11 protein-coding genes are annotated in these 12,983 nt (G+C 63.8%); all 11 read left to right on the forward strand.

Translation table 11 applies throughout. The features are described from left to right. Window positions 1-10 precede the first annotated feature (10 nt). Complete coding sequence (mobA, locus tag B2V17_RS12275; RefSeq protein ID WP_292998077.1) at window positions 11-541, forward strand: molybdenum cofactor guanylyltransferase; 531 nt, start codon at window positions 11-13, stop codon at window positions 539-541. Continuing rightward, complete coding sequence (gene fdhF, locus B2V17_RS12280) at window positions 531-3,374, forward strand: formate dehydrogenase subunit alpha (RefSeq protein WP_292998079.1); 2,844 nt, start codon at window positions 531-533, stop codon at window positions 3,372-3,374. The genes mobA and fdhF overlap by 11 nt, the downstream gene beginning before the upstream one ends. Window positions 3,375-3,378: 4 nt before the next feature. Next, the gene (locus B2V17_RS12285) at window positions 3,379-3,582 is read left to right on the forward strand and encodes a formate dehydrogenase subunit delta (RefSeq protein WP_292998081.1); all 204 of its coding nucleotides are present in this window, start codon (window positions 3,379-3,381) and stop codon (window positions 3,580-3,582) included. Window positions 3,583-3,660: 78 nt separating this feature from the next. Continuing rightward, window positions 3,661-4,173: a hypothetical protein gene (locus B2V17_RS12290; protein ID WP_292998083.1), complete on the forward strand. Its 513-nt coding sequence runs from the start codon at window positions 3,661-3,663 to the stop codon at window positions 4,171-4,173. Between the two features lie 96 nt (window positions 4,174-4,269). Continuing rightward, window positions 4,270-6,153: a DUF3604 domain-containing protein gene (locus tag B2V17_RS12295; protein ID WP_292998085.1), complete on the forward strand. Its 1,884-nt coding sequence runs from the start codon at window positions 4,270-4,272 to the stop codon at window positions 6,151-6,153. Window positions 6,154-6,164: 11 nt separating this feature from the next. Then, on the forward strand, window positions 6,165-8,048 hold the full coding sequence (locus B2V17_RS12300; protein ID WP_292998087.1) for a DUF3604 domain-containing protein: 1,884 nt from the start codon (window positions 6,165-6,167) through the stop codon (window positions 8,046-8,048). Window position 8,049: 1 nt separating this feature from the next. Next, a complete protein-coding gene (locus tag B2V17_RS12305; protein ID WP_292998089.1) occupies window positions 8,050-8,877 on the forward strand; it encodes a peptidylprolyl isomerase in 828 nt (275 codons plus the stop codon). Further along, window positions 8,874-9,857 (forward strand): HupE/UreJ family protein, encoded by a 984-nt coding sequence (locus B2V17_RS12310; RefSeq protein ID WP_292998091.1) that lies wholly within the window; start codon window positions 8,874-8,876, stop codon window positions 9,855-9,857. The genes B2V17_RS12305 and B2V17_RS12310 overlap by 4 nt, the downstream gene beginning before the upstream one ends. Then, window positions 9,854-10,828, forward strand: a complete 975-nt coding sequence (locus tag B2V17_RS12315) for an acyltransferase family protein (protein WP_292998093.1) — start codon at window positions 9,854-9,856, stop codon at window positions 10,826-10,828. The genes B2V17_RS12310 and B2V17_RS12315 overlap by 4 nt, the downstream gene beginning before the upstream one ends. 16 nt (window positions 10,829-10,844) lie before the next feature. Continuing rightward, complete coding sequence (locus tag B2V17_RS12320) at window positions 10,845-11,651, forward strand: crotonase/enoyl-CoA hydratase family protein (RefSeq protein ID WP_292998095.1); 807 nt, start codon at window positions 10,845-10,847, stop codon at window positions 11,649-11,651. Window positions 11,652-11,711: 60 nt separating this feature from the next. Then, complete coding sequence (gene ribB, locus B2V17_RS12325) at window positions 11,712-12,980, forward strand: 3,4-dihydroxy-2-butanone-4-phosphate synthase (protein ID WP_292998097.1); 1,269 nt, start codon at window positions 11,712-11,714, stop codon at window positions 12,978-12,980. The last annotated feature ends 3 nt before the right edge of the window (window positions 12,981-12,983 follow it).

Raw genomic sequence — 12,983 nt, forward strand, 5'->3', positions numbered from 1 at the left:
GCGCCAAAGCATGATCCTCGGCGCGGTCCTGGCTGGCGGGCAATCGTCCCGCTTCGGCAGCGACAAGGCGCTGGCCGAACTGGGCGGCGAAAGCCTGCTGATCTGCGCGGTCGACATGCTCTCGGGCTGGTGCGAGAAGGTGGTGGTGGTGGGCCGCGAAGAGGCCCCTGCCCCGACCTTGCCCGATCGCCCCCGCGCCGGGATGGGCCCGCTCGGCGGGATCGCAGCCGCGCTCTATGATGCCCGCGACGAAGGCTATGAGCTGGTCCTAACCTGCGGGGTGGACTCGGTCGACCTGCCTGAGAACCTGCCCGCGCTGCTCTCCCCAGCGCCGGCCTATCTGGCCGATCAGCCGGTAGTCGGCCTGTGGCCGGTCAGCGCGATCAAGCCGCTGGAAAAAATCCTTCACGGCGATGGCAAGCATTCGATGCGCCAGTTCGCCGAAGCAATCGAAGCGCGCCCGGTCGAACTGGGCCGCGCCACCCTGAACATCAATACGCCAGCAGACCTGGCCGAAGCGGAGAAGCGTCATGGGCTATGAACGGCAAGTCGATTTCGGCACGCCAGAGGTCCGCAGCGACACTCTTGTCACCCTGACGATCGATGGTCGCGACGTGACCGTCCCGGCCGGCACAAGCGTGATGCGTGCCGCCAGCGAATGCGGCGGCTCGATCCCCAGCCTTTGCGCGACCGACAGTGTCAAGGCGTTCGGATCGTGCCGGATGTGCTTGGTCGAGGTTGACGGGATGCGGGGCACGCCCGCCAGCTGCACCACTCCGGTGGCGCCGGGCATGGTGGTCCACACCCAGACCGAGAAGCTCGCCCGCCTGCGCAAGGGGGTGATGGAACTCTACATCTCGGACCACCCGCTCGACTGCCTGACCTGCAGCGCCAACAACGACTGCGAACTGCAGGATACCGCCGCCGAAGTCGGCTTGCGCGATGTGCGTTATGGCTATGACGGCGCGAACCACATGGGCCAGGCCGACGACGTCTCGAACCCCTACTTCGCGTTCGAGCCCGACAAGTGCATCGCCTGCTCGCGCTGCGTACGCGCCTGTGACGAAGTGCAGGGGACGCTCGCGCTGACCATCGAAGGACGTGGGTTCGAGAGCAAGGTTCGCGCCGGGCAGGCCGAGGACTCGTTCCTGTCGAGCGACTGCGTCAGCTGCGGTGCCTGCGTCCAAGCCTGCCCCACTTCGGCGCTGATGGAAAAGAGCGTCAAGGAACTGGGCAAGCCGGAACGGTCCGTAATCACAACCTGCGCCTATTGCGGCGTCGGCTGCACCTTCCGCGCCGAGATGAAGGGCGAACAGCTGGTCCGCATGGTGCCGTGGAAGGACGGCAAGGCCAATCGCGGGCATTCCTGCGTCAAGGGCCGCTTCGCCTGGGGCTATGCCAATCACCAGGATCGGATCCTGAACCCGATGATCCGCGACAGCGTGGATGAACCCTGGCGCGAAGTGAGCTGGGAAGAGGCACTCAGCTACACCGCGACCAAGCTCAACGCGATCAAGGCGCAGCACGGCCCGCGCGCGCTCGGCGGGATCACCTCCAGCCGCTGCACCAACGAGGAGACCTACCTGGTCCAGAAGCTGGTCCGGGCCGGCTTTGGCTCGAACAATGTCGATACCTGCGCCCGCGTCTGCCACTCGCCGACTGGCTACGGCCTGTCGAAGACTTTCGGCACCAGCGCCGGGACGCAGGATTTCGACAGCGTGATGGACGCCGATGTGGTAATGATCATCGGTGCCAACCCCACTGATGGGCATCCCGTGTTCGCCAGCCGGCTGAAGCGGCGGCTGCGCGAAGGTGCCAAGCTGATCGTGATCGATCCGCGCCGCACAGACATCGTCCGCAGCCCGCATATCGAAGCCGCGCATCACCTCGCGCTCCAGCCCGGCACCAATGTCGCGGTGATGACCGCGATGGCGCATGTGATCGTTACCGAAGGCCTGGCCGCCGAAGCGTTCATTCAGGAACGCTGCGAGATCGACGAATACAACGACTGGGCGCGGTTCGTTTCGGACGAGCGCCACAGCCCAGAGACGCTCGAACCCGTCACCCGCGTTCCGGCCGCAGAACTGCGCGCCGCCGCTCGCCTGTTCGCGACCGGCGGCAATGGCGCGATCTATTACGGCCTTGGCGTAACCGAGCATTCGCAAGGCAGCTCGACCGTGATGGCGATTGCCAACCTCGCGATGGTCACCGGCAATATCGGCCGCCGCGGTGTGGGCGTGAACCCGCTGCGCGGACAGAACAATGTCCAGGGCGCCTGTGACATGGGCAGCTTCCCGCACGAATTGCCGGGCTATCGCCATATCTCCGAATCGGCCGTGCGCGAGCAGTTCGAGGCCGATTGGGGGGTCGATCTTGATCCCGAACCGGGCCTGCGCATTCCCAATATGCTCGATGCCGCGCTCGATGGCTCGTTCCGGGCGCTCTACGTGCAGGGTGAGGATATCCTGCAGAGCGACCCCAACACCCATCACGTTGCCGCCGGGCTCAAGGCGATGGAGCTGGTCATTGTCCATGACCTGTTCCTCAACGAAACCGCCAACTACGCGCACGTCTTCCTTCCGGGTTCGACCTTCCTCGAAAAGGACGGGACCTTCACCAACGCCGAGCGCCGGATCCAGATGGTCCGCAAGGTGATGGAACCCGCCAACGGTTATGCCGACTGGGAAGTGACGCAGGAACTGGCCAAGGCGATGGGCCTGGGCTGGAACTATGCCAATCCGGCCGAGATCATGGACGAGATTGCCCGCCTGACCCCGACATTCGCAGGCGTTTCGCATGCCCGGCTCGATGCCGAAGGATCGCTGCAATGGCCGGTCAATGACGCCAATCCCGATGGCAGCCCGATCATGCACGTGGGCGGCTTCGTGCGCGGCAAGGGCAAGTTTATTGTCACCGACTATGTGCCGACCGACGAAAAGACCGGCCCGCGCTATCCGCTGCTGCTGACCACCGGCCGCGTGCTCAGCCAGTACAACGTCGGTGCGCAGACCCGGCGCACCCAGAACAATGTCTGGCATGAGGAAGACGTGCTCGAAATCCACCCGCTCGACGCCGAAAACCGCGGGGTCAAGGATGGGGACTGGGTCCGCCTCGCCAGCCGCACCGGTGAAACCACCTTGCGCGCCGAAGTCACTGACCGGGTCGCGCCGGGTGTGGTCTATACCACATTCCACCACCCCGCGACCCAAGCCAACGTCGTCACCACCGACTATTCCGACTGGGCCACCAACTGCCCAGAATACAAGGTCACCGCGGTGCAGGTCCTGCCGAGCAACGGCCCGACCGAATGGCAGGAAACCTATGCCAGCTGGTCGGAGAAGAGCCGCCGCGTGGCGCGGGTCCCGGCGGAGTAAGACCATGGATCTCGACCGTTTGACCTACATGGCCAACCAGATCGCCCGCAACCTCGCCCCCCAGGGCGAGGTGCAAGCGACCGAGCTGACGCTTCAGCACCTGCGCGATTTCTGGGATCCCCGGATGAAAGCTGCGATCCTGTCGGGGAGCCGCGATGGCCTTGTCCCGATCGCCCGCGCAGCGGTCGACAAGCTCGGTATGGCCTGATCCGGGCGTGTCGCATTTTCGCAAGCGACAGGGCGGCATTTCATTCTAGGTAGGGAACCTCAACTATCGAGGATTCCCATGCGCGCCCGCCTTTTGTTTGCATTCACCGCCGTATCGCTGATCGCCGCCCCCACCCTTGCGAGGGAAACAGCCGGCCCCAAGGCAAAGATCGCCAAGGTTCTGGCCCGGCAATTGCAGGACGATTTCAACCGTCACAGCCCGGCGGATATCAATGCGGCGATTGAACCGGTCGATATCAACGCAGACGGTATTCAGGACTGGCAAGTCTCCTGGAACACCTTTGGTCCGGCCTGGTGCGGTACGGGCGGGTGTCGCTACCAGCTCTGGCTCGGCCGCAAGAGCGGCATGCCGGTGCGGGTATTCGACCGCCAGATGCGCGGACTGGAGATCGAAAAGCGCGCCGGCCGGATTGTCTTTGTTTTCGATTTCCACGGGACCGAGTGCGGCGGCACGGGGGCCGAAGCCTGTCCCGGAGAATTCACATGGAGCGCGAAGCGCGGACGGATGGTCTTGCTGCCAACCCCTGCCCGGCGCACCTCGATGGCCGCGCCGATCCGGCCGTTCGGCTGACCCAACCACACAATCGCGGAGAATCGCGCTCTCCCCGCTTGACCTGTGCTTACAGCGTGGCAAGTTGCCAATGAAAACGGGATGAGGGGTTGGAGGATGCGCAAAACAACTGCGCTGGCGGCGATGCTGCTGGCTACGAGTGCGTTGATCGGCGGCTGCGACCAGGTCAAGCAGGTCGTCACCGGCCAGAGCGAGGTCAAGGAAGCACCCTATCCGGAGCGGGTCTATTGGGGCGATACCCACCTTCACACCGCCAACTCGCCCGATGCCTTTGGCTTCGGCAACCGCCTGGAGCCCGAAGCCGCGCTGCGCTTTGCCAAGGGTGAGGAAGTAACCTCGTCCACCGGAATCAAGGCCAAGCTGGCCCGCCCGCTCGATTTCCTGGTGATCACCGATCACTCTGACGGTTTCGCCTCGATCAAGGATCTCTACAACGCCCCGCGCAGCTTCATCACTCATCCCACTATGCTGCGCTGGTATGACATGATGCACGAAAGCCCCGAGCAGTCGATCAAGGCCGTGGGCGAGATCATCGATGCCAAGGCCAAGAACAACCTGCCCCCCGAACTGCTCAATCCCGAAGGCGCGGCAGAGCGGCTCAAGAACAACTGGCGCGCGCACATTGCAACGGTGGAGCGCTATAACGATCCCGGTAATTTCACTGCCTTCCTCGGTTTCGAATATACCCTGATGAACCGGGGCAACAATCTGCACCGCAACGTGATCTTCCGCGATGGCGGTAACCGTGTGGCACAGGTCTTGCCGATCGCATCGAACAACACGATCGTCCCTGATGGCCTGTGGGACTATCTGGACGCTTACGAAAAGAAAACCGGCGGCAAGGCGCTGACCATTCCGCACAATTCGAACCTCTCCAATGGCGAGATGTTCATGCTGACCGATCCGTCGGGCGGTCCGATGAGCGCCGAATATGCCCGCCGCCGCGCCGCACGTGAACCGATCGTCGAAATTACCCAGATCAAGGGCGACAGCGAAAGCCATCCGTTCATGTCGCCCAATGATGAATTCGCCAGCTATGGCGATGCCGGCTGGGAACTGGGCAACCTCGATTTCTCGGAAAAGACCACGCCCGATATGCAGCCGGGCTCCTACGTTCGTGAGGCGCTGAAGCGCGGCTTGCTGATCCAGCAGCGAACCGGCGAGAACCCTTACAAATACGGCGTGATCGGCTCGACCGACTCGCATACCTCGCTGTCGACGGCCGATGACGACAACTTCTTCGGCAAGCACCCGGGCGCAGAACCATCCGACAAGCGGGTAACGCGGTCCCAGGGGCTTGGCCGGCATGACGAGCGCCAGGGCTGGAACTACCTCTCCAGCGGCTATGCTGCGGTCTGGGCAACGGCCAACACCCGCGCGGCGATCTTCGATGCGATGATGCGCAAGGAGGTCTACGCCACCACCGGCCCGCGGATGGTGCTGCGGGTGTTCGGCGGCTGGGATTTCAAGGCTGACGACCTGAAGAGTGACTGGGTCAAGGCGGGCTACCAGCGCGGCGTGCCGATGGGCGGTACGCTGAAGGCCGGCAGTGGCGTGCCGAGCTTCGTGATCTCAGCGCTGAAGGACCCGCAGGGTGCCAACCTTGACCGGGTCCAGGTGGTCAAGGGCTGGGTCGATGCCAGCGGCCAGGCGCAGGAAAAGATCTTCGATGTCGTCTGGTCGGACATGGACAAGCGCGCGGCAGTGGGCGGCAAGGTCCCGGCAGTCGGCGATACGGTCGATACCGCGACCGCAACTTACCAGAACAGCATCGGCGCGCCGAGCCTGGCCACGGTCTGGAGCGATCCCGAATTCGATCCGAAGCAGCGTGCGTTCTACTACGTCCGCGTTCTCGAGATCCCGACGCCAAGCTGGGTCAACTACGATATGGTCCGCTTCAAGCTGACGCTCGATCCCAAGATCCCGCTCAAACAGCAGGAACGCGGCTACACCTCGCCGATCTGGTACAACCCCGCCTAGGAGACAGACCCATGCGCAAAGCGATTGTCAGTGCAGCGCTGCTGCTGGCCTCCACCGCTCTTGTTACCGGCTGCGACAAGCTGGGCCAGGCAGGGGGCGGTAAGGCCGAGGTGAAGAACACTGCTTATCCCGAGCAGGTATTCTGGGGAGATACGCACCTCCACACCAGCAACTCGGTCGACGCCTTCGGGTTCGGTAACCGGCTCGATCCCGAAGCGGCACTGCGTTTTGCCCGGGGCGAAGAGGTGGAATCAACCACCGGAGTGAAGGCCAAGCTGGCCCGCCCACTCGACTTCCTGGTGATCAGCGACCATGCCGAAAACATCGGTGCAACCAAGGCGCTTTACGAAGCCCCACGGATCATGATCAAGGACCCTACCGCGCTGCGCTGGTACGACATGATGCACGAGGGTCCCGAAGGATCGATGAAGGCGGTTGGCGAAATGCTGGCTGCACGCGCTGGAGGTACCTTCCCCCCCGCCCTCAACGATCCGGTTCGCGGTAAGGAGCGGATGCGCAAGCTGTGGGATTCGCATCTCGACACCGTCGAGGACTACAATGAGCCGGGCAAGTTCACCGCCTTCATGGGCTTTGAATATACCTTGATGCAGACCGGCAATAACCTTCACCGCAACGTGATCTTCCGCGATGGCAAGGACCGGGTCGGCAAAATCATGCCCTGGGATCCCGAAGGCACGTTGTGGCCGGACGATCTTTGGACCAAGATGGAAACCTATGAAAAGGAGACCGGCGGCAAGGTGCTGGCGATCCCGCACAACGGCAACCTCTCGAACGGGCTGATGTGGATGATGACCGAGCCCAATGGGGGCCCGATCACCGCCGAATATGCCCGCCGCCGCGCGCTGCACGAACCGATCGCCGAAATCACCCAGATCAAGGGTGACAGCGAAGCCCATCCGTTCATGTCGCCCAACGACGAATTCGCCGGTTATGGAACGTCCGGCTGGGACCAGGCCAATCTGCTTGGCAACATCAAGACCAAGCAGAGCGACCTGCCCGGCTCCTATGCCCGCGAAGCCCTGAAACGCGGGCTGCTGATCGAACAGCGCACCGGGGTGAACCCCTACAAGTTCGGGGTGATCGGATCGACCGATAGTCACACTTCGCTGTCCACCCCCGAAGAGAACAACTTCTTCGGCAAGCACGCGGGGGTTGAACCATCCCCCAAGCGGGCGACAGCCGGATTCGTCCCGGGTGTCAATTCCGGGCGAATGAACTGGCAAAGCCTGGCCAGCGGCTATGCCGCGGTCTGGGCCACCAGCAACACCCGCGAGGCGATTTTCGATGCGATGATGCGGCGCGAAGTCTATGCCACCACCGGCCCGCGGATGACCGTGCGGATGTTCGGCGGCTGGGACTTCAAGGCTGACGATCTCAAAGGAGACTGGGTCAAGGCCGGCTATGCCCGCGGCGTGCCGATGGGCGGCGAGCTCAAGGCTGGATCGGGCAAGCCAGCCTTTCTGATCTCGGCACTGAAGGACCCGCAGGACGGGAATCTGGACCGGGTTCAGGTGATCAAGGGCTGGGTCGATGTCGCCGGGCAGGCCCACGAGAAGGTCTTCGACGTCGTCTGGTCCGACATGGACAAACGCGTTGCCGCAGGCGGTAAGGTCCCGGCGGTTGGCGATACGGTCGACGTGACAACCGCGACCTACCAGAACACCATCGGCGCACCGAGCCTGGCCACCGTCTGGACCGATCCCGAGTTCGATCCCAAGCAGCGGGCGTTCTACTACGTCCGGGTGTTGCAGATCCCGACGCCGACCTGGATGACCTACGACATGGTCAAGTACAAGCTGACCCTGCCGCCGGAAATTCCGCTCAAGCATCAGGAACGCGCCTATACCTCGGCGATCTGGTACAACCCCGCCTGACATGGCTTTAAAAGATTCGGCCCGGCGGCTCCTGCGCGAGCCGCTGGTGCATTTCCTGATCGCCGGCGCGCTCGTTTTCACGCTGCTGTCCGGCCGCGCGCCCGATCTGGGCGAGCGGCGGATCGTGGTCGACGAACGGGTGGTCGGCGCGCTGGTCGGCCGGTTCTATGACAGTTTCCGGCGGATGCCGACCAAGGACGAGACCGACGGACTGATCCGTGATTGGGTAGCCGACCAGGTCTATTACCGCGAAGCGCTCAGCCTTGGTCTTGACGAAGGCGATGAAGTCGTCGTCCGGCGGATGCGGCGCAAGATGGAGGCGATGGCGGTCGCCGATGCCGAAACCAAGACCCCCAGCGATGCCGAACTGCAGGCGCTGATCGACAAGGACCCGGCCCGCTATGCCGAGGATCCGCAGACAAGCTTCGAACAGGTTTATATCGGTGCCGATACGCCGCAGAACCGCAGCATGGCCGAAGTTCAGCTGGCGCGGTTGCGCAAGGGCGAGGCGGTTTCCGGACCGCCCATCCCCATCCCCGCGCGCTTCGACAAGGCGAGCGGCCACGAGATATCGAGCGCGTTTGGCGACGAGTTCACCCTTGGCCTGCGTAATGTCGCACCGGGGCAATGGACTGGTCCGATTGCCTCGGGGCTCGGGCTGCACCTGGTAAAGGTCAGCGCGCGCGGCGCGTCGCAGCAGCCGGTGCTGTCCAAGGTCCGCCAGCGGGTTGAGAACGACTGGCGCGCCGCAGCCACCGCCCGGGCCCAGGCCGAAGCCTATGCGCGGATGCTGAAGGGCTATGACGTGGTGATCGAGCTGCCCAAGTGACGCGGCTGCTGCGCCTCGTCCTGGCCTTGTTCGCGGCGCTGCTGGCCCTTCCCGCCCATGCCGACGAACTGCGGCCAGGCTACCTCGAATTCAGCCAGCAGGATGCGCAGCACTGGAAGCTGGTCTGGAAGGCGCCGGTGCTCGGCGGTCTCGCCACCCGCACTAGGCCGGCCTTCCCCGATTTCTGCACCCAGTCCCCGCCACAGGCGCGGGTCGAAGGACTGGTGCTGGTCGCAGAAAGCCGGCTCACCTGCAGCAAGGATCTCGCCGGATCGCGGGTCGGCCTCGCTGGCATGGACGCCGCCTTCACCGATGCGCTCCTCCGGGTCGCGCCGCTGGGCCGTCCGGTCCAGGCCGCGCGGCTGACGCAGGACAAGGCGATGGTCGAGATCGCGCTGGTTCCCGATGGCTGGGAAGTGGCGCGCAGTTACTTCGTGCTGGGGATCATCCATATCCTCGAAGGCTATGACCACCTGTTGTTCGTGATCGCGCTGGTGCTGCTGATCGGCCGGTTCGGCATGGTAGTCAAAGCCGCGACCGCCTTTACCGTGGCGCACTCGATCACGCTGGTCGGCTCGACCCTCGGGCTCGTCGGGCTGGCCCAGGCCCCGGTCGAGGCGCTGATCGCGCTATCGATCGTGTTTCTGGCGGTGGAGATCGTGAAACAGAACCCGGAGGCGCCCAATCTGGCCGAACGCGCACCATGGATCGTCGCCTTCCTGTTCGGTCTGATCCACGGCTTCGGCTTTGCCGGAGCGCTGCGCGAGATCGGCCTGCCCGAGAGCGACGTGCCGACCGCGCTGCTGACCTTCAACCTTGGCGTCGAGGCCGGGCAACTGGTGATCGTCGCGGCGGTGATGCTGGCAATCACGGCGCTGCGCCGCTTTGCCCCAAAGCAGCTGCGCCCCGCAACCGTGGTCAGTACCTATGCAATTGGCATCACTGCCAGCTTCTGGTTCATCGAGCGGCTGATCGGGTGAGCGGCCCCGGCCGCATCCACGGCCTCGATGCCATGCGCGGGCTGGCGGCGCTGTGCGTGTTCGCCTTCCACGCCCATTACCTGTTCCCCACCCTGCCCAACCTGTTTGCAAAGGGCTACCTTGCGGTCGACTTTTTCATGATGCTCTCGGGCTATGTCATGGCGCGGACCTATGAAGCGCGGATGGGTGGCGAGATCGGTCCGGAGCGGTTTCTGGCGCTGCGCTACAGGCGGCTTTGGCTGACCATGGCAGTCGGCGGAATTGTCGGGATCCCCTATCTGTGGCTGGCAGCGGGCGATCCCAGCACTTTCGCCCTGGCACTGGTTTTCAATCTTCTGCTAGTCCCCTTCCCGCTCAACCAGGAACTGTTTCCGCTCAATCTGCCGGCCTGGTCGATCTTCTACGAGCTTGCCGCCAACTTCACCCACGTGGTGCTGCTGCGCCGGTTGTCGAGCGGGGTGCTGCTGGGCCTGGCCTTGCTGCTGGTCCAGCCGCTGGCCTATTTCGCCAGTGTCAAGGGCGATGCCGATTTCGGAGCCTTCTCCATGCAGTTCGGGCTGGCGCTGGCCCGAGCCCTGCTGGCCTATTCGATCGGCGTGGTGCTGTGGCGGCGCTGGCAAGACCGGCCGCCGCTGAAAGTCCCGGCCATGGCCGCGATCATCGCCGCGCCGCTGCTGATGTCCACCCCGTTTGCCGCGCTGGGCTGGGGTTATGACCTGGTCTTCACCTTGCTGCTCTGCCCCTTGCTCCTAGCCGGCGGGCTGCGGCTCAAAGGCGCACCGCGCTGGGCGGTGCTTTCGGGCGCGCTGTCCTTCCCGCTTTATGCGATCCACATGACGGTCCTGCGCAACGGCTACATCAATAACGCCAACCCCTGGCTGACCGCCGGCACTGCTTTGCTGGCCGGCGTGCTGCTGACATGGTGGTTGTCGAAGCGAGAGGCCCGTGCCAAAGCCGCCCGCAACATCTGAACCGGAGACTTGCCCCATGGACAGCCCCGTCCTCTATTCGCTCGACACCGATGGTATCGCCACGATCACGCTCAACCGGCCCGAGCTGCGCAATCCGATCTCGGACATCGATCTGATCGAAGCGCTGCTCGATACGCTGGCGAAGATGGAGGACGATCCCAAAGTTCGGGTTGCGATCCTGACCGGCGCGGGCTCGGCCTTTTCGGCAGGCGGCAACCTCAAGGCGATGCTGCCGGATTCGGGCGGGCTCAACGCTTCGCTGCCGGCACGGACCCGGCGCAATTACAAAAGCGGGATTCAGCGCTTGCCGCTCGCCTTCGCCGCGCTGGAAGTACCGGTGATCGCCGCAGTCAACGGCCCGGCGATCGGCGCAGGACTGGATCTGGCCTGCATGTGCGACCTGCGCGTGGCGGGGGAAAGCGCCAAGTTTGCCGAGAGTTTCGTCAAGCTGGGGATCATCCCCGGCGATGGCGGGGCCTGGCTGATCCAGCGGATCGTCGGCTTCTCCAAGGCCGCCGAGCTTACCCTGACCGGCGAGACGATCGATGCCGCCGAAGCGCTGAAGATCGGGCTGGTCAACCAGGTCGTGCCCGATGCCGAACTGATGGATGCTGCCCGCAAGTTTGCGGCCCGAATTGCCTGCAATCCGTCGTTCGCGGTGCGCATGGCCAAGCGCCTGATTTGGGACGCCCAGTCGATGAGCATTGGCCAGGTCCTCGAAATGTCAGCCGCGATGCAGGCAGTTGCGCACGCCACCCAAGACAACAAGGAAGCGGTCAGCGCCTTTCTGGAGAAACGAAAGCCGGTGTTCCGAGGCGACTGATTCACAGGAATGTGAGATCGAGGTTTGGGTATCACATTATAATGTGATACCTGGCGAATCATGTCGACCAACATCATCGAACGCGTCCGCCGCCTCATAACCGACGGCGGCATGTCGCGAGCCGGCCTTGCCCGCGCGGCGGGGCTCCATGCCAATACCCTTCGGGACTGCACCGACGAGGGCTGGAACCCGACCACCGAAACCCTGCGCAAACTCGAACGCTTCCTGTGGGACAGCGAAGACGAGCCGGTGCTGGTCGGGATTGAAGAGATCATCGAGGAGGCCCGCAACGGCCGGATGTTCATCCTGGTCGATGATGAAGACCGTGAGAACGAGGGCGATCTGGTAATTCCCGCGCAGATGGCCACACCTGATGCGATCAACTTCATGGCCACCCACGGCCGCGGGCTGATCTGCCTGACGCTGACCAAGGCGCGGACCGATCACCTCGGGCTGGAACTGATGAGCCGCAACAACGGCACCCGGCACGAGACCGCCTTCACTGTCTCGATCGAGGCCCGCGAAGGTGTGACCACCGGGATCTCCGCCGGAGACCGCGCCCGGACCGTCGCGGTGGCCATCGATGCCGGCAAGGGCCGCGAGGATATCGTCACCCCCGGCCACGTCTTTCCGCTGATCGCGCGTGACGGCGGGGTGCTGGTCCGCGCTGGTCATACCGAGGCCGCTGTCGATATTTCCCGGCTGGCCGGGCTCAATCCCTCAGGCGTGATCTGCGAGATCATGAACGAGGACGGGACCATGGCCCGGATGGACGATCTGGTTCCCTTTGCCCGGCGCCACGGCCTGAAGATGGGCACGATCCGCGACCTGATTGAATACCGCCGCAAGAACGACCATCTGGTCGAATGCGTCAGCGAAGCGCCCTTCACTTCGGATTATGGCGGCGATTGGACCGCCAAGACCTATCGCAACAAGGTCGATGGCTCGGTCAACATCGTGCTGCAAAAGGGCCAGGTCAATGGTGCCGAACCGACCCTGGTGCGGATGCATTCGATCTCGATATTTTCAGACGTGCTGGGCAAGCCCGGCCCGCGCAAGCGGATCCTGCAGCGCGCGATGGATGCAATCGGCGCGCATGGTTCAGGCGTAATTGTGCTGCTCATGCCGACCTCTCCAGACCAGCTCAGCGCCGAAGTGAGCGGCACGAAAGGTCCGGAAATGGATCTGCGGGCCTATGGTATCGGTGCCCAGATTCTTGCCGACCTGGGCATTCACAACATGATCCTGATGACAAATGCCCATCGCAATGTCGTTGCCATCGAAGGCTACGGCATCAACATCGTCGGCGAACAGCCGATTGTGGAGTAATTC

This window comes from Novosphingobium sp. UBA6272 (genome assembly GCF_002440635.1).
Classification (GTDB): Bacteria; Pseudomonadota; Alphaproteobacteria; order Sphingomonadales; family Sphingomonadaceae; genus Novosphingobium.